29 protein-coding genes are annotated in these 23,438 nt (G+C 44.4%); all 29 read right to left on the reverse strand.

All coding sequences use genetic code 11. The annotated features are described in order from the left end of the window. Positions 1-204, reverse strand: coding sequence for a hypothetical protein (locus tag MHN81_RS10750; protein ID WP_023397074.1), 204 nt, complete (start codon positions 202-204; stop codon positions 1-3). After that, a complete protein-coding gene (locus MHN81_RS10755) occupies positions 205-1,041 on the reverse strand; it encodes a hypothetical protein (RefSeq protein ID WP_023397075.1) in 837 nt (278 codons plus the stop codon). It abuts the gene before it with no gap. Positions 1,042-1,058: 17 nt separating this feature from the next. Next, entirely contained in the window at positions 1,059-1,625 is a 567-nt protein-coding gene (locus MHN81_RS10760) for a phage tail protein (RefSeq protein WP_239425710.1), read from the reverse strand. After that, positions 1,625-2,839, reverse strand: coding sequence for a phage tail protein I (locus MHN81_RS10765; RefSeq protein ID WP_239425711.1), 1,215 nt, complete (start codon positions 2,837-2,839; stop codon positions 1,625-1,627). The genes MHN81_RS10760 and MHN81_RS10765 overlap by 1 nt, the downstream gene beginning before the upstream one ends. Further along, complete coding sequence (locus tag MHN81_RS10770; RefSeq protein WP_239425712.1) at positions 2,832-3,731, reverse strand: baseplate J/gp47 family protein; 900 nt, start codon at positions 3,729-3,731, stop codon at positions 2,832-2,834. Before MHN81_RS10770 ends, MHN81_RS10765 begins: the two co-directional genes overlap by 8 nt. 869 nt (positions 3,732-4,600) lie before the next feature. Continuing rightward, entirely contained in the window at positions 4,601-5,038 is a 438-nt protein-coding gene (locus MHN81_RS10775) for a hypothetical protein (protein ID WP_239425713.1), read from the reverse strand. Positions 5,039-5,047: 9 nt separating this feature from the next. After that, a complete protein-coding gene (locus MHN81_RS10780) occupies positions 5,048-6,529 on the reverse strand; it encodes a hypothetical protein (protein ID WP_239425714.1) in 1,482 nt (493 codons plus the stop codon). 9 nt (positions 6,530-6,538) lie between these two features. Further along, positions 6,539-6,757: a hypothetical protein gene (locus tag MHN81_RS10785; RefSeq protein ID WP_023397081.1), complete on the reverse strand. Its 219-nt coding sequence runs from the start codon at positions 6,755-6,757 to the stop codon at positions 6,539-6,541. A gap of 8 nt (positions 6,758-6,765) precedes the next feature. After that, positions 6,766-7,956: a hypothetical protein gene (locus MHN81_RS10790; RefSeq protein ID WP_239425715.1), complete on the reverse strand. Its 1,191-nt coding sequence runs from the start codon at positions 7,954-7,956 to the stop codon at positions 6,766-6,768. Beyond that, positions 7,956-9,920 carry a DUF4815 domain-containing protein gene (locus MHN81_RS10795; RefSeq protein ID WP_023397083.1) on the reverse strand — a complete coding sequence of 655 codons (1,965 nt, stop codon included), beginning with the start codon at positions 9,918-9,920 and terminating at the stop codon, positions 7,956-7,958. Before MHN81_RS10795 ends, MHN81_RS10790 begins: the two co-directional genes overlap by 1 nt. 8 nt (positions 9,921-9,928) lie before the next feature. Next, positions 9,929-10,408: a hypothetical protein gene (locus MHN81_RS10800; RefSeq protein WP_023397084.1), complete on the reverse strand. Its 480-nt coding sequence runs from the start codon at positions 10,406-10,408 to the stop codon at positions 9,929-9,931. A gap of 162 nt (positions 10,409-10,570) precedes the next feature. Continuing rightward, entirely contained in the window at positions 10,571-11,425 is an 855-nt protein-coding gene (locus MHN81_RS10805) for a phage tail protein (protein WP_239425716.1), read from the reverse strand. Next, a complete protein-coding gene (locus tag MHN81_RS10810; RefSeq protein WP_023397086.1) occupies positions 11,410-12,249 on the reverse strand; it encodes a baseplate J/gp47 family protein in 840 nt (279 codons plus the stop codon). Before MHN81_RS10810 ends, MHN81_RS10805 begins: the two co-directional genes overlap by 16 nt. 27 nt (positions 12,250-12,276) lie before the next feature. Next, the gene (locus tag MHN81_RS10815; protein ID WP_023397087.1) at positions 12,277-12,633 is read right to left on the reverse strand and encodes a hypothetical protein; all 357 of its coding nucleotides are present in this window, start codon (positions 12,631-12,633) and stop codon (positions 12,277-12,279) included. Positions 12,634-12,640: 7 nt separating this feature from the next. Then, the gene (locus MHN81_RS10820; protein WP_023397088.1) at positions 12,641-13,429 is read right to left on the reverse strand and encodes a hypothetical protein; all 789 of its coding nucleotides are present in this window, start codon (positions 13,427-13,429) and stop codon (positions 12,641-12,643) included. A 55-nt stretch (positions 13,430-13,484) separates the two neighbouring features. Then, the gene (locus MHN81_RS10825) at positions 13,485-14,405 is read right to left on the reverse strand and encodes a hypothetical protein (protein ID WP_239425717.1); all 921 of its coding nucleotides are present in this window, start codon (positions 14,403-14,405) and stop codon (positions 13,485-13,487) included. A 4-nt stretch (positions 14,406-14,409) separates the two neighbouring features. Beyond that, positions 14,410-14,964, reverse strand: a complete 555-nt coding sequence (locus MHN81_RS10830) for a phage tail protein (RefSeq protein WP_023397090.1) — start codon at positions 14,962-14,964, stop codon at positions 14,410-14,412. 14 nt (positions 14,965-14,978) lie between these two features. Beyond that, positions 14,979-15,869, reverse strand: a complete 891-nt coding sequence (locus tag MHN81_RS10835) for a phage tail protein I (protein WP_239425718.1) — start codon at positions 15,867-15,869, stop codon at positions 14,979-14,981. After that, positions 15,862-16,893, reverse strand: coding sequence for a baseplate J/gp47 family protein (locus MHN81_RS10840; RefSeq protein ID WP_239425719.1), 1,032 nt, complete (start codon positions 16,891-16,893; stop codon positions 15,862-15,864). Before MHN81_RS10840 ends, MHN81_RS10835 begins: the two co-directional genes overlap by 8 nt. A gap of 73 nt (positions 16,894-16,966) precedes the next feature. Continuing rightward, entirely contained in the window at positions 16,967-17,269 is a 303-nt protein-coding gene (locus tag MHN81_RS10845; protein WP_239425720.1) for a hypothetical protein, read from the reverse strand. A gap of 2 nt (positions 17,270-17,271) precedes the next feature. Further along, on the reverse strand, positions 17,272-18,168 hold the full coding sequence (locus tag MHN81_RS10850; RefSeq protein ID WP_239425721.1) for a hypothetical protein: 897 nt from the start codon (positions 18,166-18,168) through the stop codon (positions 17,272-17,274). Positions 18,169-18,249: 81 nt separating this feature from the next. After that, complete coding sequence (locus MHN81_RS10855; RefSeq protein ID WP_023397095.1) at positions 18,250-18,633, reverse strand: hypothetical protein; 384 nt, start codon at positions 18,631-18,633, stop codon at positions 18,250-18,252. A 12-nt stretch (positions 18,634-18,645) separates the two neighbouring features. Beyond that, complete coding sequence (locus MHN81_RS10860; RefSeq protein WP_023397096.1) at positions 18,646-19,260, reverse strand: hypothetical protein; 615 nt, start codon at positions 19,258-19,260, stop codon at positions 18,646-18,648. 115 nt (positions 19,261-19,375) lie between these two features. After that, positions 19,376-19,837, reverse strand: a complete 462-nt coding sequence (locus MHN81_RS10865; protein ID WP_239425722.1) for a hypothetical protein — start codon at positions 19,835-19,837, stop codon at positions 19,376-19,378. A 17-nt stretch (positions 19,838-19,854) separates the two neighbouring features. Further along, positions 19,855-20,637 (reverse strand): hypothetical protein, encoded by a 783-nt coding sequence (locus MHN81_RS10870; RefSeq protein ID WP_023397098.1) that lies wholly within the window; start codon positions 20,635-20,637, stop codon positions 19,855-19,857. A 63-nt stretch (positions 20,638-20,700) separates the two neighbouring features. Next, positions 20,701-20,970 carry a hypothetical protein gene (locus MHN81_RS10875; protein WP_023397099.1) on the reverse strand — a complete coding sequence of 90 codons (270 nt, stop codon included), beginning with the start codon at positions 20,968-20,970 and terminating at the stop codon, positions 20,701-20,703. A 9-nt stretch (positions 20,971-20,979) separates the two neighbouring features. Continuing rightward, complete coding sequence (locus MHN81_RS10880) at positions 20,980-21,534, reverse strand: phage tail protein (RefSeq protein WP_023397100.1); 555 nt, start codon at positions 21,532-21,534, stop codon at positions 20,980-20,982. Between the two features lie 25 nt (positions 21,535-21,559). Continuing rightward, the gene (locus tag MHN81_RS10885; protein ID WP_239425723.1) at positions 21,560-22,570 is read right to left on the reverse strand and encodes a phage tail protein I; all 1,011 of its coding nucleotides are present in this window, start codon (positions 22,568-22,570) and stop codon (positions 21,560-21,562) included. Positions 22,571-22,572: 2 nt separating this feature from the next. Then, positions 22,573-23,409: a baseplate J/gp47 family protein gene (locus MHN81_RS10890; RefSeq protein ID WP_239425724.1), complete on the reverse strand. Its 837-nt coding sequence runs from the start codon at positions 23,407-23,409 to the stop codon at positions 22,573-22,575. Positions 23,410-23,438: the final 29 nt, after the last annotated feature.

Here is a 23,438-nt window from a genome sequence, read left to right on the forward strand (position 1 = left end):
CTATTTTAGCAATGGCGATTGAATTTGACTTCTGGCAAATTCGCGCTGTTTTTTGATTTCTTCAGGCATGGCAATACCAGTCTCAGACTCTCTGATCACATACCAATCTGTATCTTTCAAAAAAGCTCTTAAGTCGACGTCAATATCAAATTGACTACGCACTCCACCAAGCTCATCTTCTTGATTAATAATTTGCTCTAACATTTATTGCTCCCTCTCAAAAACTGGTCTTTCGAAATAACCCCAACGTCCCTCTGGCACTTTCCCTAACACGACACCAGGCAGTGCTATTAAGCAACTGGCGCCTTTACTTAGATAAAAGTGAGGACCAAAGTTGTAATATGCTCCACCAGATAAAACTGAGCCCGTATACATTCTCTCGTGCCATGTATTGTCGTTTGGCAACCTTGTACTGTCATCGCTCTGAGGGTATCCCATATGAACCTCTCCCTGCTCGACTTTTACCCAAGCCCCAAATGTAAATATGCCACTTTGTGGCAAAGCGCCTTGATAGATCGAATATGCGTTATTGATATGTGTTGGATAATCTGCAACATCCTTCGCTGTCAATCTGATAATTGCAAAATCTGGCTGGTTGTGCTTCGGGATAGTGTGATGAACTTCCGACCACATTTTTTGGATTTCCGGGTTCTTTTGGTCTGGCTCTACACCATGCTGAGTGTATGCAACAATTTCACAGTCATATTGTCCTGCTCTGTTACCAAACCCATTTGGTGTGCCTTTAGTTCCGGGCGTTAACACGCCATTGATTTTTAACTCTTGGTTTTTCGTCACTCTAAAAAAAGGGATCTCTGAACGAAAACCATTGTCTACAAGTGTATCAATTTTTGCTTTTGACTCAGCTACTGCTGCGTTTGTGAGCGCCGTCAACTCTGCCGTTTTAGCTGCCATTTTTTGCTTTTCAGCAGTCAAAGTGGAATTGATTACTGATAACTGCTCATCAACAGTATTACAAAGTTCGTTCGCTCTTGTCGCGACATTCGCTAAACTTTCAGTGATGGTAGTATGTTCGTTTGACATATATTTTCCTAATTAATCTATTGAAGCTTTTCCAGTGCAGCCAAGCGTAACTCTTGTTTTAACTGTCGATGCATGGTATCCAATTGCACCAAGGTTAAATCCGCTAATTCGTTATCAATCAACATGTTGAGATTATCGATACCAGGCTTTATCTCAACGCTGTCCGACGGCAATTGCGCAAGGCTCAGCGTCACGCTCTGGAGAATCTTTACATCCGGTGTGCGATAGCCAAGTGTTCGATTTGGTTCGGAGTACACACCTAAAAGGATCAGGTTGTTATCACTACCAGCAGGTTCATCAATTTGAATATAAACGCCTACTTCGCGAATCGCATACTCAGGCGCTGATGTCGTTTTGTCGAACAACGCGACAACGGTGACCTGGTGGTTTTCACCCACCTCATAGTTGTCTTCACGTATCTGTTGTAACTCTCGAAGGTTTTGCAAACTCGTTTGGGTTTGCGAAGGTGTATAGCTTGCATCGCCAAAAGCCATGTGACTTATTTGTGCTTTTTTTCCATTGGCTTTAGCAGCCAACAAAGCATCTAACCCCACCTGGGTAAACTGCAGCGTTAATGCCGACATTAAGCGGCTCCTTGTAAGTTAAAATGTTGATAAATAATCTGCCAAGTTGCACTCACTGCAAACTCATTCCCAGTGCCACGACTTGGCAGAACTCCCTGACCTTTTGGGGCGTTATGTATTGATAGATAGCTTGCAGACAGTCCACAAGCACCGTAACTATCGGCAAGTTTTGCAGGTTTTAAGCCACTACCAGCCATCGTAAAATGCTGTGTTTTCCTACTCATCGTTGCACCGGATAACCGCGTAATACCCTTATTTGATGGTGGTTTAATACCCACGCCAGCTATTGAAAAATGCGATGATTGATGTGCTTTCGCCGTCCCTACACAGCCTAAATTCATTTCGATTTTAGATGGCTTTACTCCCAGCCCCACAGGCGCATCAAAGCGCTGGACAATAGCGGGCGCTTTAACACCAGCAGCGCCAATTCGCTCTTCAAATGCCAAACCTAACTGCACATCGACATGTATCGACCCGCGTTTTACAGACTCGATTATACGGCGTACCCGCTTTAACATTTGAGGGGTCAGCATTCCTTGCTGCTGCTCGTCCAAATTACTGTTGATCAGCGCCCATACTTGCACTGTGCCGCGAGGTAACTCTTCTGAGTTATCTCCTTGCCACCATTCTTTGATTTCTGTTTTAATATTTAAGCTATCAAGTGCTTTTTGCAGTGCATAAGGTGTACCTTTAACCTGATGTACTGAAAATGCGTCCTCGATAACCTGGCGTTTTACCGCCTCACTCCAAGCTTCATCCCATTCATCCACGGAAACAGACCAAGCTAACCACGGCAGTAAAGCCTCTGGACATAAAAACGGGTTCCACAAACTGGCCATTAGCAAGCGACTATCATTTAGCACGCAGGCAGATTTCACTTGCGCACGCTTTACAGAGTCTGATGCTTCTTCGCGCCACTGGGCTATGTCTAGTTGAATTGCAAACTCTCGAAGCTGAGCTTGATTGCAAAATTCAGGATGGTCCAATAAAACCAAGAGTTGCAATGTTGTGCATTGCATTAATCGCTCTCGATCTGCCAACACATCACTTGGTTGTTGTTGACACAACTTGGCCAGCCAGACTAACTGTGCATCGCTTCTCGTAGAGAGTTGTAATAACGATAAAAGTAAATTGCGCACCACTTGACCAGACGAATACTGGGCACCAAGTGCATGTAATAGTTCACTCGCATTACGTGGCAGCAACTTATTCATAGAGGTTTTCCATATTGACAGTGATCGACTCACAAAATGGTGCCTCAGTCGCTAAGGTCACAATATCCTCAACCGGGCTAAGTAACCTGACATCCTCCACTCCTGATTGGTGCAGTGCAGCGTATATCCCGGCGCGCGTGACTTTTTTTCCTAAGTATTGCCGGGAGTGACAATACGCTTCTACGGCCTGTTTGGCGGTTGCCAGCAAGGTTTGCCCCGATGGCCCATGCAAAATAGATAGCTCAGCATTAACCGTAAAAGACTTTATTTTTGCGCTGTGCACAGTCACACGATCTCCCAAAGGACGCACTTTGGATGCGGCCTCATTCACAGAAGATTGCGCGCTTCCTTGCGCCGCAAAATAATGTTCAACCTTGCTAATTAAGTCACTCTCAGGCAAACCATTGTTTGCGTGACTTAAAATCGTCAGTTCAATGTCACAAGGCGCAGGGCTTTGCACTGCCACATCCTTGATAAGCGCATCACAAGACATGGTGTGATAGATATAAGACTCACGGCTTCCCGCAGTATTAAGTCCATCAAATGCCAATTGAATACGCTGTCTAAATGCTGTGTCTGATTCATCGGGGGAAGATTTTCGTGCAAGGTTATACCTCGCCGCGATCGCATCTAAGTCATGACCTTGCGCAGATGCCAACATATTTCCTTTCACGGCATCATTGAGCACCTGCTTTTGCAATAACTGTTGGTACGCAAGCGTTTGCAGTAATATCGCAACGGGCTCACTTTCTAGTGACAACGCAGATTCAAACTGTGGGTTTTGCAGTAAAAACTGCGCTTTGAGTTGTTCATACTCTTGTTCATAATCAAGAGTTTTGATGATATCTGGCACAGGGACTTTTGACAGGTCCAGTTTAGTAAAACCACTCATAAGATTCCTGTATAAAATAAAAAACCCGCACTCAACTAAGCACGGGCTTTGATTCATGGGATAACTGTGTAAGCTCTTTCAAGCTTATGGTTATTCTAATGATTTTAGCGATTTGAAACAGGTCAATTGTGACCGCCTTAAAACAGTCAAACAAATACCCTTAAACAAAAAAACGCCAATCACTTTCTGTCGAAACATAAGTCATGTGGCGTTGATATTGTTGGGTACATTTTGTCTGCTCAAAACTTCAATTTGTGTTTGAAGTTGTTTTCAAGCATAGGTGTATTTTACTGATTTTAAGGAACTAAAACAGGTCATTTATGACCGCCCTAAAACAGTTTTACCTGTCCCTTAAAGCAAAAAACGCCAGTCACTTTTTATCGAGATAAAAGTAATATGGCGTTGATGTTGTTAGGCTTATTCTGTCTGCTTAAAAGCTTCATTCTTTGTTTGAAGCTTTTCTCAAGCATAGGTGTATTTTACTGATTTTAAGGAAATAAAACAGGTCATTTATGACCGCCTTAAAACAGCTTTACGTGTCCCTTAAAACAAAAAACGCCAAATACTTTTTATCGAGGTAAAAGCAATATGGCGTTGATGTTGTTGGGCTTATTATATCAGCTTAAAAGCGTCACTCTTTGTTTGAAGCTTTTCTCAAGCATAGGTGTATTTTACTGATTTTAAGGTTCTAAAACAGGTCATTCCTGCCCTAATCGCAATAATATTAAAAAACCTTAAAACTCAATAAAAGAAAACCCGCTCGACACAGCTAAGCGGGTTTCGGTTGTGGAATAACAAGTCTGTTGCTTTCGCAAGCATTCATGATACTAACCCGTTTATTGGGAATAAAACGGGTCATTTTGTCGAAATTATAATGAAATATTTACATCAAATGTAAACTCTTCCAACTCTTCGTATGTTGAGATCTGCGCAAGAGTTTCCTCTGCTTCATCACTCGCTTGGCGAAGCTGCTCGCGCTGTGCTAGCAATTCAGCCAAATGTGCTTTGCACAAGCCTATCTCAGCTTGATCACCAGCCAACTCAGCACTTAGCACATGCTCCTGGGCTTTTTGTACTCGCCACTGTTCATTGCTTAGCTTATCAAATACCGCTTCTTTTATTGATTTAAGCTTTTCCGATTTTTCATCGCTCAAGCGCGTTTCAGCCAATAGAATTTGTTGTGCTTCATAAGCTTGCTTGTAGTCAGCAATAGACGTGTCATTCCAAGCAACCCCTGTTTGTGGATGAACTAACCAGTAGTTTCCATCAATTTTCATGCCTTTGTCGGCAAAATATTCACAGCTCATGTTTTCTCCTTAAAATGCGCGGCACGTTCTGCCAAGGCCATATTGGTTATAGGTGTAGTGTTCGTTAAGAATACCAGCACCTGAATAAGGGTTAATACAGCTAACTGCACCACCTAAGATACCGCTATCGTAACCGGCATGGTACGGCCTTGCCTGATAGGAATACATACCTAGTATTTCACCGGCCATACTCTCCAAAACAACCTTTACTTCAGCGCCAGAAGAATACGCACCACTAGAACTAGGCGTTCTATAATGACCTGTACTACAGCTAAAGAAATAATTTACAGGCTCCAATCGACGTTCGTGAGTAAAACGATAATGCGCACTATACTTGTGCTCGCCCATTTTTGTCACACCGTTATAACGCCCAAAAAAGCCATAGTAGCTAACACCGTGACTATTCATCACTGACTCATTTTGGTTATAGTTATGGAAACCATAAGTGTGCTGTATGTTGTGATAAATGAACTTAACAACGGTAAAGTCCCCTGCATCTACATAAGCTTGAAGTTCTTCAGCATTTGCAATCGCAGTATTAGTTACCACATTACCATCACGGTATTTTTCTACTAACACTGAAGTCCCTTCATCAACCATCACTAAGCAATGTTTGACATTGTCATACAACACACCCACTTGGTTATAACTGTGATTTGTTGAAGTACTAATGCCATATTGATCAGTTGCGTCTAGATTTTGCTTTGGCTTGGTAATAGAGGTAAAGCCCGATGACTTACAGAATACGCCACCATAGTTTGCCACTGCTGTCGTTTGAGAGTCTTGTGTGCTGTAGACGATTTCGTATTGAATATCAGCTGCGTTATTTTTACTCGCTAGTGGTAAATAAGCACTGGTGCCATAGTAATAAATCTTACTCGCCGGGTTTTGCTCAAACGCATTAGAGTATATAAAGCTGGTATGCGTCGTGGTTTTTTCAGCACCATTGGCATTAAGTCTTAGGTACTCCAATCGACACTGTTCAGTATTTGCGTTATGGGTAAAACCAGTCCTTACCAAATATGTATCGCCACTATTGTCATACACGGCAAATACACCTGTCGCTCTTCTGTGGGTGGCATTAGAACTCGGTGTATCAATCGGTGTCATTGGAAAAATTGGTCGAATTTGCAAAGCGTTATTAGTAGCTTGCAATGATTCGACGCGATTTAAGTTCGGTGCCATGGAGTCTAACAAATCTAGTTTGCTTGACTTAGTATCAAGCGTCGTGCTTGTTTGCGTAAGAGACTCCGTGGCCGTCTGCAAGGCAGCACCTGTAGACTGTGAAACTTGCTGTAGTGTTGATGTTGCATCATTAATATGTGATTCTGCAACGGCCACAACCGCTTGCTCAAGCTTTGCATTGTCGGTCAGTTTAGTAATAGCATTACTCACTAATGCTTGTTCTTCGGCTGTAAGCGGCTGATTGCCTTCCATATCGGCAACTAGCTTATCTACCATGACTTGCACGGCATTTTGAATACTCGCCATAATGTCCTCTTATATAGTTAATAGTGTTTCGCCGAGCAGCTGATTCAGCTTGACTCGTCTTAGTTTCTCGTTCAGCAGCGCATCTTGCTGCTGGTCAAGATTGGTTTGCATATAGAGCAATTGGTCAACATCAGTGATGGCCTGACGTATGCGCTCTACATCTTGCTGTAACAGATTGTCGGGATGAGGGAGAGGTAAGGAATAAGACAAGGTTTTGTCGTCTATCATATTCCCTCCTAAATTGAGAAGGTTCTAAGTGAGCGCACACGAGGTCTATCAATATGCGTACCTGAAAGTATGAGCTTAACCCTTGCTTGAGCGTCGCTGAGGTTAGAAAACTCATAATTACAGAGCAGCCAACCATCGCCTTGCGGTTGAGTGGTTTTGAGTGGAATACTCAGCCACTGCCCTTGCTGTTGAATCAAAACTTCGACCTTGGCTGTACCAGGTAACTGAGCTTCAAAGCTCACTTTCAAACTACCGCCCACTTGGCAAGGAATAGCGCGAGTCACATAGTCAGCTTCATTGCTTACTTTACCGAGTGCTGTTTGAACGCTATCAAACAAAACCGGAGTTTGCGTACTTGTCCCCGTCAATCTTGCACTTACCTGTAAAGGCTCTTTGACCTTATTTGCCAGTCTCAGTGCTTGCCATTCTTGTAGATTAAATTGGCCGATTTGTGCACCTTCAAATTCAAAATGTAACTGCGTTTCACTGCTCGGCCGCTCAATAACCGCCATGGCCAATATGTCACTATGTTCATCAAGCGTAATCTGACCCAAAGGTACACTTTGTTCCGTTTGCGTAAATCGAGCCGCTTTTAGTCGAAAAGTTAAGTCACGGTTTTGATGTGGTGTCCATGTTGATGCATTACTGGATGACAACAACACACCAACTTGATAGGGCTGTGAGGTTACCCAGCCGCTGTCGCTATCGAACTTGCCAAGCTCTGCAATCGCGACCTCATGGTCAGGATCATCGGTTAATACCACAATGGCGTACTCTTGCCCTGCATTTAGTGATACTGGGTCAAACTCAAATAGCGTTGGAGCACCATTGAGCTGGAACATGCTTCGCTCTAAAGACGCTTCGGCGAGCACTGTCTGATTGGGAATACCAACCTCAGTTTCGCGGATCTGAACACGAACGGGTTTATCCGCGCCCACTTTTTTAAACCATAACTCCACACCGGCGATAAAGCGGCTTTGTGGCAATGTAAAAGTCTGCGCTAACGGGTCAAAGCGTACGGTTGTAATGGTTGTGATACGTCGCGCTGTTTCACTGACTATCGTCCCACTACCTGTATAAGTTGCTTCTCCGAATGAACCTTTTTCACCGACGAAGCGCACTGTTTTACTACCAACAGGTATATTCTCTGGAATGTAAAAACGGCCGCTTAAGCGGCCGTTAGGATCTGCGTTAATCATTATATCTCCTCAGGTGTGACCGCTATGCCATCGAAAACTACACGTTGCAGCGCTTCTCCACCACCAAACCCTGATAATGAGAAGGTCACCCAACGTCTACGTAAAAACTCTGCACTGCGAGTTGTGCGGCTAACCACTTGAGTTTGGGTGTTTTGTGTTGTGCGTCTGGCCCACCCTCCACCTCGCGTAAACCGCCTTGTTATGGGGCTTGTCCAGTTGCGCTGTGTCTGAGTCCAGTGGTCTAAACTCGGTGTTAAGGTAATAGTTGCCGGAATGGGCTCAACCGCTTGATAAGGATTGATCTTCATACTGCCCGTTTGTTTTGGTTGCTCTAACACATCCTCTAGTTCAAAAGGCAAAGTGAGCAGGCCTTCATTTGGTACTGGTAACTCAGCGATATCCGCACTCAGTGGCAGAACCAATTCCCCATCCACAATAGCTGCGGTTTGCGCAATACCTGCATCACGCATGTCATCATCAATAAACGGGTCAACAAACACGCCATATTTACTGGCCGGATCCTGACTGTTTGCATCGTTGCGAAGCCTTTCAATAGCGAGCAACTGATACAAATCACCTATTTGATTTTGCATCTGCTCAAGTTGCGACATGGACACAGCCCTAACCGCTAGGTTTTCAATGTCTGGGGCTTGGTTGCTGAGCCAAGATTGGGTAACTTGTGCTAGCGCCAAATGATGGGCAGGCGCTTTAGGTGCGGTTGGAAATTGATGAGAAGCCTGTCCTTTAATGCGCTTAATTTGGCCGAGCCTGTCAAGCACAATAAGGTCGATTCGTGGCCGATACCACTGATAATCTATCGTCACCAAGGTGTTGTCTACTACGTTGCCGCCGTCAGCCAACTGCTTATTAAGGTTAAAGCCATACTCGTCATAATCGAGCGTCAACTGCTTTCGATATCGGTAAGTCACTTCATATTGGCTACCTCCAGCAGGTTCCTGACCACTGAGCTGCCAACTAATATGATTTCTTAGAAAGATGAAATCAGCGCCTTGAATATACGTTGTATCGCCTTGCGTAATGCTCAAAATTTCAAGTACAGACTCGTCAGGAAGCAAATCTTCGCCACCAGAAAGCTGGCCGCGTGTAAGCTGCGTTGCTTTCTCTACTGTTACATTGACTTCTTCTATTTGCCTAACTGGGAAAAAGTCCGTGTCGATGCGCATAACACCTTGATCGTTGGCTTGAAATGTTTTTGGCTCTTCCTTAACTGAGCCTATATCTGGGTCATAGTCAAATTGAGCAGTTCTTGCAGTGGCAAATGCCACCTCATAACCTTCGATATGTGCCTTGCCCTCTTCCAGACTAAACCCTTGCTGTTCAAGTTCAGCACCTCGATAGCTCAGTGACATCCCCTCAACAACATAGCTCCCCCCATTGGCTTCTCGGTCATACCGAGCTAGCGCTTGTGTTACTGCATCGAGCTGTGGCGGAGGCTGTTTAATTATGAGCGTACCTTGCTCAATTTTATGTACCGGATAAAACGCATCATCAGGACCGATAGCATCGCTGAGCAGGCCCCATTGACAGATCTGTTGCAGTCTTGCTGCGCCTGGCTCGTCGTAATTAATTGCGTCAACAGCGGGATCTCGTAAACTCGGATCGTGCTCCTCGGTGACCACATTGTGAGTAAGCCAAACGCCTATATCGACGCTGGCAGCCATATCAATTGGCACAACACTGCTTGGGACTGGGCGAACCTGCCCTGCTATATACACTTCTCCTTCAGTGATCAAAGCAGTTGCAAGCTTTGCGTCAATCACCACTTCGCCGCCTTTAACTAAGTCTCCGTCTTTGAGCAGGACATCAGCGACGCCTTTTAGCTGATGGCTAACTTGTGACTGCAAGTCATTCAGTTCACGGCTTTGCAAACCTTTACCAGCTCTAAACAGCAATCGTTCATAGCCGGAGTCTGCATGAAATTTTTCATAGTAATCTTCAAGCATAAACACCTCTAAAAACTGACAACAAATTCAAAGCTCTCTCTCACACCTTGCTCTCGTATTAACGGAGCACGATGTTCAAGCAGCAATAAAGTACCCGGTGAGGCCACTTGTTCTGGTGTCAAATACACCAATCCATCTGGTAAATCGGCATTTGCCTGCGTGCCAGACATAAGGCCCAACTCACGCACGGTTTCACCTGCACCATCGGTAAAATCAAATGAAAACTCACAGTACACGTGCTGAGTAGGTTGCGTTGAGAGAGAAAAGCGACCACCTTGGATAAGGATGTCACCTTGATCGTCGGGATAGCAATATCCAACCTTTTTGGCTTTTCGATAGCCTATTGGATCTGCTAATTCTGTAGCGTTGATGGGTTCTGCTGGTGGTGTTTGCCATTGCGATGCACCGCGCCCCCAAGCTAAATATATCGGAGTTTGTGCAATAGTTTGGGCGAATAATGTTCGCCCTGCACGAGTAAGAATAGCCAAAATATTTCCTTATTGGCCCTAGTTCAGTTATTCATCGCAGCTAACTCATTCGCCTTATATATCCATATATCAACCGTGCAATACTGTCCTTGCACACATTAAGTGACTAAGAATCAGTTACTGAAAACCGAGTTTAGGGTTAGTTTGAAGTGTTGAATAAAATTAGCGATGTCCTTGGTGCGCAATCACCACCTGAGGGGAACTAATCGCAGACCAAGTGCTCGCTTGCCAATGACCAAACCACTGCGCTTGGCCAAGTGAATACGTACGACTAGTTTTTCGACTATGTGTCGATGCCGCACTAAATTGACATGCTACAGGCTCACTGAGGCGCAAAAAGCCAAGCACCTGAGAAGTACAGCTCTGCCAAAAACTATCGTGTTTTCGATTTAAGCCACTGGCGGCTTCACCACTAAAACTAAATTGTTGAGGGTGAGTTCGCTGTGTACTAATGCGAAGCAACTTGCCATTTTTTAGACGATGTCTAAAACCGGAATGATCACTAAGTAGTGACCCAAATGGCTTGGCTGAGAGCGTCAAATCTCTTATATCGAGTTGATAGGTGATCCGAGTGAGTTCACTTCTCGCGGGCGCACTGAGCTCTGCCAGTTGTGCCATACGCTCGGCATCATTAATATTGGGTAATTGTTCTAGATGGCATTGATAACGGTAAAAATGACGATAAGAGCGAGACTCTTCAACGTCAGCAATTGAAAAGCCAAGCCAACCATAGGCCATTTCAAGGCTTTTTCGTGTACCGCGGATCCGTTGCCAGGCAAGTCCCTGTTGTAAAACTTGGTCAAGGTCATCGAGATAAGGAACCAAGGCTCCCAAGCCGTACTCCCAGATTAACCAAGGTAACAAGGATTGTTTGGGGTGGGATTTAAAGCCACGTAATAGCTGTATTCCCTCTCCCAGCACAGATTCAAGTTGTCCATGTTTGACAATGGCTTCTTGTAAGGTGCTGTGATTGTAGGGGAGCAATACGTCACTATCCGTATCTAGGTGATGAGACATAATTGAATTTGCCCTAATTGAGCGTATTGATTTGATGCGATATCAATCAAGGTATCAGGTGTGTGTATTTCAACATGCTTTACACCATCTACATGAAGCTGTGCACTAAGCCAACTAGGCGTCATTGCAACCCCTAGCGCCATCGTTTCTTGCCAGGCGGCGCGCAATTTATCCTCTAACTGGGTAAAGACCCAATTAGGCACATTGTGCTGAAGATAAATATCGGCTTTAACATCGATAGGCACTTCTTGTGCGAAGTTGACTTCTACCTGATCAGTTAACACTTTGACCTGATCACTTAGTACATAATCTCGCACTTGTTGTAGTAGTACATCGGCTTGTTCATTGTCTTGAAATAAAATCGATACGCGGACACGTCCGGAGGTTGGGCTATCCACTTCGACATCACGGATAGCATTGGGAGCAGCGGTGAGCGCTGCATTGCGGTAATGATCTTTGCTACCAGCGGTGCTGGAGGCCAGAGTTTTTTGCCGAATGCGAAGACGGTAATTACCGTCTTCTTCACCCTCGGCACGCCCTAAACCATAAAAGACACCAAGCTGATCTAAATCGCCGCCTTGTGCGGTCGCCAACAAATTAGCATACGCCGCTTCATTGATGCGCTGGCGCAGCAATAGTTCTCGGTAACTTTCCACTTGCAGACATACTGTCAAGGGATCGCTTTCAAGCTCTAATGCACCTGCGTACTGTGGCGCAATGGATTTAAATCTTTCTTTACGGGCTTGGTAAATGCTTTCATAGTCCAGTGGCTCAATGATATCTGGCGCTGGCAGCGCAGAAAAATCAAAGTACTGGGAGTTCATAGGTGTTCTCTGGGTGAGTTAGTGTTGTTACGCTTTGATAATATCTGCTACGCCTTGCGCGCGCGCTTCGATTTCACCTAATACGTTATTTACACCTTTGTGTTGATAGGGAAAAGTCAGTTGATTAGTCGCTTGTTTATCTAACAATGGGGCAAACATAGTCGCAGACTGCTGAGCCGCTGATTTCACTTCGTCAAGTGTTGCCGCTGCCGCTATCGCCTTTGTCAATTTAGCAAACTCAATGAGCAACACATGCGTGGTGTCAGAAGTTGTGCCAATTAAAGAGTCAGCGTCTGCAACCGCATAGTGAATGCGTGTACGTTGCTCAGCTTTAGCATGTGTTAAGTTAGTATCTATATAATCAAGAGGATTTATATCAGACATATCTCACCTATTCTGGAATTCTTGGGTAATTAACAGCACGGTCAATTGAGAAGTTACAATTGCCCCCAAATTGTAAAATGTTTTGAGGTTGTAAGCCTTCAGGCTCAGTCACGCCATCAGAAACCACATTAACTAATCTGACAAACAAACAGCTATAAGGGTGCAAACCTGAGATACTCATACATGGAATATCTTTTACAATAGAACCGTTCCACCAACCGCCAGTTAAAGAGCGATTTACGTCAACGCCTTGAGATGCAATATTGTCATTAATCTGCTCGCTCGTCGCACTATGATTTGTCAATATAAACTGCATGTAAGTACGACTCCAATCAGTTGTATATTGCACAGGTGACTCTGAATAACCTGGAGAGTAGGAGTATCCAGCGACCGTGTGCAACTTGGTCATGGCTTTCGCTGCTGGATAGGTATGATAGCCGGTCCAAGATCCTCCCTGTGGCACTAAAATCCAATTCGAACGGGTTTCATCATTCGGGTCAGCCGTTAAGCCGCTGCCCTCAATTAGGCTCGTTTTGGAATGTAACTTGCGGTCATAATAGTTAATACGCATATCTGCGTGACTTTGTGCCAAGTCTAAAATTGCTTGACTGATACGGTTATCACCAGCAGTAATTGCAGTGCTGACATCTGCTTGCGCTTTTGCCACTGCGGCATCAATTTCACCCGTTTTGTTTAAAACGGTATTTGTTAAGTCATTATTAGCAGTGATCAGATCACCATTCGTCGTATGTAGCTCTGTTATCAACTGCTCAAGCGTTTTAGCTTGTGTAGACATAAATATTGTCCTCAATATAGTTTTTGAAAAAAGACGGAATTAGAAAAGTAAAGTGTTAGGCTTCAGCACTTGCAGTTACGGGCGGTGCAATATGGTTCAGCCCCGCCGCCTTTGAAATTAGATAACTGCCAGCAGCTAGTTCAACGCCAGGGTTAGACAATTGCTCACAGTGCATATCAACGTTATTAAATACTGCAAGTACGGCACCGCCCACTGGAGGTGTATCCAAGCGGATATGGGGCATAGGTTCATAAACGACTTCGTCAGCAATATTTACAATCCGAGATGCGAAAGTTACATTGCTCATCGACAGCATGCCTACCTTGCTATATTTGGCATAGTTTGCCGCAACAAAATAAGGGAAAAACTGCCCTGTGGTATTGCGATAAAATACCACCACGGGAAAGCTCGCACTGTCACTAGATAATGAATAAGTTGCCTTACCCAAATTTTCGAACAAACGATTACCACTCATCAAGATGGTTTTTTGAAACTCACCAAATAGCTCTAGGGAGATAGATGCATTATCGCCTCGCGTATTAAATGCAATTGCGCCGGTAAAATGCATTTTTAAACCAATGGACTGCCAATCATCTTGTGTATAGGTAGAAAAAATAACCGAACAATCAGGTACCTCTACAGTCGCCGATAGGTGCTCTACATTGTTCGCAGCAAGTTTTATTCGAGCAAAACTGCCCGGTACTAGTTTTGCAACTGCTGCTTTCATCGTCTTTAAAGGTGTTTGCAAGCTAGTCCCATCATTGCTATCACTCCCTATGGATGGATCTGCATTGACATAAAAAGTCTGCTCAAGGGTGCTTTTTATTTCTGTACTCACTTTAGAAAACGCAGTGTCTACTTTACTATCCAATGTAAGTAAAAGCTGATTCACATCATCGGTTAGCTCATTGCACTTTAAACTTAAGCTGGCATTGCTATTGGCCAGTTCCGCAACGCTTTTTGATAAACTTGACATCAAACTACCCCTCTAACTTTAACAGGCGGTCATTGAAATGAATTTGTCTTAAATTTGATTGAATTTGCGCACTGATTGCTTTTGTCTGTGCGATAGTGAGCGCTGCAAATTCGTCGGCATAATACAAACTCAAATCACCCGTCACGTTGAAATCCAGACTTTCAGGCGGTACCGCAGTTAAAAGCAGATCAAAGCCCTGCACAATCTTTGCAATGGGCGTCTGATAAAAAAGCACATTTTCAGGGTGTGACCACACTGCAAATAAAGTGCGTTGACTTTCATCTGCATGATCGTTGAGATAAAAACCGACCTCTTTTACCGCATACTGTTTGTCATCAGTAAATGTTGCCGTAACATGAAACTGGCCATTGCCAACAACTTCGGCACCGGATACTGGCGCCGTATTTTTTTGACTCTTCAATGCAGTCTGATTTCTATCAGGTGTATAGCCTGAGTCCCCCACAGCAATATGACCAATTTGAATTTTGACCCCTTGCTCAAGGGCGCTGACCGCAGCATTTATCCCCTGTTGGGTCACAACAGGTGTATATACATTCATATTTGTACCTTAGATTAAAAGTTAAGCGTGATATTTTGAATTGAAACGGTATGGGCACCGCTTGATACAGAGTTGCTTGATGCGTAAAGAAACTTAGGCGCATCTCTCATTTGAGAGCAGGCCAGATTAGCAGTGTTCGCAGCAGACGATACCATCGAGAATGTGGCAAAATTGACCTTTGGATTATCTTGAAAACTCCCAGCCCCCAGTTGACTCGATACACTGGCTGCGAACATTTGAATATTGGCTAGTTCAAAATCCAAGCTGGGATCGTCACCCAGTGTGATCGTCTGCATATTGCTTGAATGTGCAGAAGCCACTGTGTTTAAAGCCACAGTGGAAAAATTAAATATCGGGTCATCGCGGTGCAAGGCAACGTGCAGTGATGGGCTCTGAGCACCACCAAATACGTGCATGTCGTTTTTCAAGTTAACGCCAATTGTAAAATCAATTTGCGTTCGCATCGGCTTAGTCGCAACCACAGACTGCCACATTTGTCCCTGTAATTTCGGGCTCAGGAAAGTGTTCCCATTGCTATCAAGGTTTTCGCTTGCTATTGCCAATAGCTTTGCACTATGTGGCACACCACCATATTGCCACCACTCTTGTAGCTCCACCTTCGCACTGAGTACTTTCAGCGCATTGTTAACTGCACTTGCTGTGCCTTTATATCTATGTCTTGGCACACTGTCGGCAATGACTTTACGCTTTACGTGCTCGGGCCAACCGCTATCCCACACATCGACACTCAATGCATCAGCAAGCCAGGGCAAAAACGTCGCAGGGCATCTCCACGGATCCCATAAATGATCAATTTTGACGGGGATCTGCAGCACTCGGTCACTGCAATGCTCCAAGGCCAACTCTAACTCTGTTGTATTCCCTTGCAGGGTAAAGTTAGACATACTCATCCCCTAGTTGAATCGAAGCCCGAGTACAGAATGCGGCTTGATGTGCCTGTACAACAATATCCCACTGTGGTGCACTAAGTTCTACGCGCTGAACCCCTTCACGATGAAGTACCGCAAACAGGCCCGAAAGCGATATATCATGACCAAGTTTATGGTGTTCATTGAGCCATGCGTTTAAGCTGTCCCTTGCTTCATCTACTAACGCAGCCCCATCCATACCTGGATAAATATGTATCACTGCATCAAGTTCAAACTCAACAATGTCTGCCGACTTAATATGTACTCTATCTGTCAACGGACGCACATTCTCTTTATTCAGTTGGGATTGCACTTGCTCAATGACCTGTGGCGTAGCATGGCCATTGCCTTGATCTGTAAGCAGGGTTACAACAACGTCACCAGGCACAGGTTCTGGAGGCTGAGCGCCAGATAGTACATCTGGTGTCAACCCAGCATCATCTGTACAGACCAGAAGTCGTGCGCTCGGTGGCAACAGATTTTGTACTTGTGCAGGTAAATCCACGTAGGCAAATTGCGGCGCATCAACATGTACATCTTTAACATGCTGCGACCCTTTAAGTGCATGAAAAGCGTAGGCACCGGCAGGCCCTGCTGTACTGAAACCTTCCAAAGCCAATGCAATACGCTCGCGATAACGCTCATCCTGCTCGTATACAGCTTCACGAGGAGGTACTTGGTCATTGTCAGCTGGTACCAACAACGCTCGCTCCACACCAAAACGATTACCTAAATAGTCAAGTTCACTGCTGGTGGCATGTGCCAGCAGCACCGCACTTGCGCTATCATTGATGCGCTGGCGCAGCAACAACTCGCGATAAGCAAATGACTCTATGAGTTTTACTACGGGATCGCTTACAAGGCTCAGCTCAGCATCGGGAAAGCGAGTTTGAAAATCATCTAAAATCTCAGCCCTAATCTTGTCAAAGCTTAGTGGTTCAATGAGGTTTGGCGCCGGCAAACGGCTGAGATCAATGGCGCTAAAGTTTGTCAATGACATACCTAAGCTCTTCAGTAGATTTAAGAAAAGCACCGGCGTTGATCACAGCAGGTGCTAAGAACTGGAAAACAATTTAAGATTTTGGATAGCTGGCCTTAATTGCAGCCCTTGCATCCAACCATGCTTGCTTAGCATCAATGGTTGCTTGTGCCGCGTCACCTAGCTCAGTAAGGTTAGCCATGTAATCGATAAATAAGTGATCGCATGTTTGCGCATACCCATCTCGGCGAAAAGCCAAAATCTCTTTTTCAGAAAAAATAAGCTGATAATCTCCTTCAGCCACACCTGCACTTTTAGCTATTTTTTGCGCGCTTTCTTGCGTAGTCAGGCCACCAGCTACAATGCGTCCTGTGGAAATTTGCTTTAAAATTGCCATGTTTATGCTCCTGTGCTTGCAGCTCTGTCAGTGTGAGTGTATGGGAAGCCAACACTGTCGGCCCAAACCATATTGTCGCCGTGATTACCAGTACCAACATACGGCAAGCACATTGCAACTTTTATTTTACCCAAGCCACTAAATAAAGGTTGATGGCAACCACCCCAGCCCGATCTGATCGCATGCTTGTATTGCCAACCTTTTCCTAAATCAGACTTATTGCATTCAATGGGAGCTGAACGATTTGACGATGGATAGAACTTGATTGTATCTGAGCATTCAAGCACATTGATCCAGCAACTCGCTTGAGTTATAAACTCACCTCGCCCCCAACCAAAATGGGTATCACAGCCCTGAGATAAGACAAATAAGCTGCCATTATTTACGTCACTATTGCGTCCTTTGGTAATTTCAATATCAAAGAGTAAAACACGGTAATTAGAACCATAAAAAGCTTCTCCGCCATGGTTTTTGTAACCAATGCCTCGGTTCTGAAAATCTTCATTTGGTGTCAAACCATATTCGTCTAGTTTGTCCAAACTTACGCGAGTGACCGTGCCAGTACCTTCTGTGCCATCATGCAAAAATGCCGTCCAAGGCGCTTTATGTGCAACCAAAACATCCGTTGGTGTATTGTTAGCTTCACAAATAGAATTGAAATATTTAGAGTCAACCAATGTATTTGGTGCCAGCGGTAAGGATTTTTGAAAATCGCGGATTTTCGCATCAACCGCCTGTTCCTTAGCTGTTAAACGGCTTTCCACTGCCGCATTTTTTTGATCAATCTCCTGCGCCTTTTGCGCAACCCGATTGTCAATATCTTCAATTTTAGTATCAACCACATCGCTGAGCTTCTCTGCTGCTTCAACAACGCGGGTAATGTCTTGCTCTAAAGACATAGTTTTAACCTCCGTTTAGAAATAAAAAAACCCACCGAGTTGGTGGGCTGATTGATAATGTAGTTTTGGTTAATGAGAAAACTAACTCTGATTATTTTGTTTATTTATTAGTTGGCTCACACCATTGGCTCGCTGGACTACTTCATCGATAACAGACAAAGGTAGCTTAGCTTGGTAAGGGAACACCACTTCAGCTGATGCAACTTTATTCTCAACCGCGCCTATAGCATTTTTTAAAGATTCGGTAGATGCACGCATTTCAGCCAAAGAATTAGCCTCGCTAAGCTTGTTGACAAAGCCACTGAGTTCCGTCAGTAACAAATGAGCTAAGTCACTCGCCGTTCCGACTAGAGAATCAGTGTCCGCCACGTAATAGTTGATCTCGTTTCTTAGTGTCATTTTTGCATTTTTCTGTTGCGCTATTTGTTGCTCTTCAGCAGAACCAAGTTTGATATTATTTTCCATTTTTATTGCTCCTTATATCTGCTGCTGTGGGTCATTAATAATTTCGATATCGCCGTGTTTCAATAGGCGACCATTTCCCACTCTCATTGTATCGACACTCAAAGTAAGAAAGTGGCACTTTGTAAAGGTTAGGCGACAATAAATATGGTCATCAGTACCAACATAAATGGTTGGCAAATGTGTGCCGGTTGCCTGCGGAAGGTAAACCCCTTGCACATCAGGAAAGCTATATCCTACAAATGTTGCATCTACCGCTTCAGCTTGGTGGTAAGCATGACCAATCACTCGAATGTGAAACATTTCATTATGCTGTTTAACGTTGAGAGGAAGCTTAAAATGAATCGTGGCAGGACCATTACCCGGCGTAAAATAATTAGCAACGCCAATAGCTCTTGTTCCTACTCCACCATTACCGATAATACCCAAATTATCCAAAGCTGCGTCAATCCTACCCACATGGTGAGCTACGGTACTATCTAATTCAGATTCTTTTTGCGCAACTCGAGTATTCATCTCAGTTACTTTGTTATTAACCGTACTGTTAATATCTTCAATTTTTGTATCCACGATACCAGTTAGCTGCTCTGCTGCACTGACTACATTTGCAATGTCCTGCTCTAAAGACATAATTTACCTCCAAATTAAAATAAAAAAGCCCACCAAGTGGTGGGCTTTGCATTTAGTTTCAAAAATGAATATTTAAAATCAATCCAGTGTGCTCAATACCCGATTGATACTGCGCTTACTGCGCCTTGATGACAGCATCGACGCCGTTTGCACGGGCGATAATGTCAGCCATTACGTCGTTTTGACCTTTGGTTTGATAAGGAAAACTTAGTTCGCCACTGGTTACTTTTGTTTCTACATCACCAATCGCTGTTTTTAATGACACAGTAGATGCGCGCATTTCAGCAAGTGTTTGCGCTGCACTTAATTTATTTACGAAACCACTCAGCTCATTGAGTAGTAGATGCACTGTGTCCGATGTTGTACCAAGCAGTGATTCAGAATCCGCAACTTGTTCCTCAAGTGCTGAGCGAACAATTTCACGACTTTGTTGCAAAGCCTCTTCTACCGTCAACTCAACAGAAAATGTACTCTGTTCGCCGAAGTTATCCGCTACTAGCTGTGCAATCGCATGTTGTGGCATACTGGCATCGAAAAACTGCTCAGCCAATTGGCCATCTACAAATAGTTTTGCCATTTCAATCTCTCCTAGTTTTAAACCGTATCGTAGGCATGCTCAGCAGCATCACCCAGATAAGCAAATTGTCCCCATGCACGATCTAGTGGCACATGACCTGTTACCACGGCTGGCAATGCAACTTGGATCACTCCTTTGGCCTCTGGCGGTAAGTTGGCGCCACGCACATACGGGTGACAGTGGGTGTAAAAGTTTCTGCCGCCATGAGCATACGTTGTTCCGCATACTTTAGCCGCTTCACCTGCTTTTAAACCACCACACCAATGTGCGTCCGGCACAACGCCACTTATATGTTTCACTATCGCACCAACTGTCATTTCAGTTGGCAATCTCAAGTACTGATACATTAGGTATGCATACTCGCCAATACGATCTCCACCACGATTTGGGGCGTACTCAAGCTCCCAAATATTGAAGCTTTGCGCAAAATATTTACGATCTGAACCAATTGCCTGTAAAAACTCTCTTGCAAGTGCACTACGTTGTTCTGGCTCTACGCCCGTCTCTACTTTTTCCAGTAAAGTCGCTTTTGTCACGTAACCACCATGCCAATGAAGCGGGAAAGTTCCAGCAGCATTTGCTTTAAGCGCTTGGTTTTTAGTAATTCGGAAGTGCGACTGACGCTCTTCATACGAATTTAGCAAAGCATCTGCTCTTGCTAAATGCGCATCCACTTGCGTTTTGGTACTGGCAACCGTTGAGCTCAGTGTTTGCTTTATTTCCGTGATTTGATTATCAACCGTTGCCGTTAAACCTTCGGTGGCTTCAACAACGCGAGTGATATCTTGTTCTAAAGACATTGAATCTCTCCATAAATGCAAAAAGCCCACTCAAAGCGGGCTTTTTAAAAAATCTGTTTCAAATTATTTTCCATGAAGTTTTGGATAACGAGCCTGAACAGACTTTCTGGCATGAAGCCAAGCTTGTTTCGCGTCAAATGCTTGTTGACTGTGTTCGCCATGCTCTGCCTGCGCGGCTAAATACTTAAATGCCAGTCCGTCGCTTTGCTGTTGATAGCCTAAAATACGAGCCGCCTGACACTGTGCTTGCTGTTGTAAAACTTTGGCTTCTTGCATCAGCTTAAGCGCTTCTTCAGCTAAAGTTTGTGCACGCTGGTTATCTACTTTTTTCATGAAATTTCCTTACAAAATACCTTTGTCAATTAATGCAAACTTTTGTTTTAAATGACGATACATATTCATGATCTGTGAACGAGCCATTTTGGCAAGCTCAGGGGCGATTAGGATATTAAAGTCTACGCCCTTATCAATAATGGTAATAGCATCGCCAGGCACGCCAGTTAGGGTCAGATCAAACGCCAGAAGTAAATCTATATCGTTAGACTTGTACGCTATCGGATCCGCAGCTGAGTAAACTGCAAATAAAACATGGCGAATTTGGCCGTTAACTTCTTCTTCCGTGTAAAAGCCAACTTCATTTACAAAGAAGCCATCACCCGCCACTTTAGAGTCATCTCGTACCGTCAGATGCAGCTGCTTTTGTGCTTCATCATACTCAGCACAGTCAATATCTAATCGATATTGCTCCGCTTTTAGGCTTGTCGTGTTTTCATCCACTTGATGTACACCTGAGCCTATACCTATTTTAGTGATTTTCGCCTTAAAGCCTTTTTGCTGTGCTCTGAACACAGCAGCCAGCCCCGCTGACGTGATCACCGGTTGTAAAATCGTGCTCACTATTGCACTCCTTGTTTATCAATATTTAAGATGCAGACACTGCATTGAAATACAAACGACAAACTGTCGTTTGCTTTGCACTTTTTGTCATGGCTCCCGCTGCGCGGCAGCTAAATTCAATAAAGCGCGAAGGCATGGTTTGGTCACTGCGAATATAAGTTCTAACAACTTGACCTGAGCCTGTCGAAAGCGATGCGCAAAAGCCAAGCCTAGTGCTCGCTTTGAGTTTTCGCTCATTAGAGGTATTCACGCGCTGGCGACTGACTAAAGGTACCTGCTTTCTAATAACAAGGGCACATCCGGGTTGAGCAGTTGAGGTGATCTTACGCTCAGAAGAAGATGCAGCATAATAGCGAGAAGAGGCTGTGCGATGCCCAGAAATAGCACCAGCGAGTGAAAGTGTATTGCTACCCGCACGCGTTTTTGTGTGCGGCATAACTTTGGCATAAAGTCGACTCGACGCAAAGCCGTGGCTACTGCTAGCTGCGGCTATTTGCGACGACATTTTCATACCAACTAAAAAGTCAAAATGCGCCCTTTGGGGCTTAGTTTGATTGGTCACACGGTTAATCGCATCATATAACTTTTGGTCTAAAACCACCGTGCGACTGGTATAGGGCACGTCATTTGCCCATGCGATAAAAATAAAAGTGTGTGGCTCTCCGCTGTGATGAGGAGCAAGATATACATCATCAATATCTTCGAACCACTCAAAGAATTCAATCTCTAGTCCAAGCGACTCAAGTGCGCGCTTTACCGCCCCCACTGTGCCTTTGTGTTTGTGCACACTAACTGAATTAACAATCATTGCACGCTTTGTTTCAACAGGCCAATCTTCTTTCCATTCATCGACTGATAGTGCCCAAGCCAACCAGGGTAAAAGCGCCTCAGGGCAGGTCATGGGGTCCCATTGAGAGCCAATATAATCAGGGATCACGGTACGTGTGTCGAACTGCTCTCTGGTATGTGATAAATGTTGTTCTAATTGATATTCTAAATCTGTGCTATTGCGAGGCAGTAGTGATTTATCGCTCATATTTAGGCCTCGTCAGGAAATTGCAAGTTAATGTCTAGGTTGTACGCTTGGTTTACCGACGGCTGCAAGTCCTCTGTTGGGGTGAGCAATTTAACTTTTCTCACACCCGGCTGATGAAGCGCATCAATGATCCCTGAATGTGGAATTTCCGTGCCCAGTTTACAATTCATCGCCATAAATGCATCGAGCGCTTGTAGTATTGTAAGTTCAACTTGCTGCTTGTTCGCACCTATATTTAGGTATATTTGAGCACTGAGCGCGGCTTTTGTTGGCATTACCCACTGCGTCACCACTTTATCTGTAATGGGTCGAATATCTTCATCATTTAAACGCGCATCAATATCTGCTTTTATGGCATTGGCCTGCGTTTCTGTCATTGTATTTATCAAAGCGTAGATGTTCACATACCCAGGTTGCTCAGAGTCAACATAAACGTCTTTCACCTGATCATTGGCTGATAAGGTATGATATTCATATGCACCTCTGGTTCCCGCCATACTGTAGCTTTCTAGTGACAAAGGAATGCGCTGTCGGTATCGCTCGTCGGCTTCGTCCGCATCTCTCCCTACACCAAACAAAGCACCGAGGTGATCCAAGTCATCACCTTGAGAAAATGCCAACATCACGGATTTAGCAGCATCATTGATCCTTTGACGAAGTAAAAGCTCTCGATAAGAGGCAACCTCAATTAATTTGATTGCTGGATCAGAGGCCAACAAAGCATGATCCGGCAACTTTTCGAGCAACGCTTGCTCCATTTGCTTATAAATCTCATCATAACTAAGCGCTTCAATAACCTGAGGTGGTGGCAGTTTAGCTAATTCGATGGCTGTACTCACAATTCGTCTCCTGATAATACGTTTGCACA

The organism is Pseudoalteromonas sp. Of7M-16 (assembly GCF_022347805.1).
GTDB classification, from domain to species: domain Bacteria; phylum Pseudomonadota; class Gammaproteobacteria; order Enterobacterales; family Alteromonadaceae; genus Pseudoalteromonas; species Pseudoalteromonas luteoviolacea_F.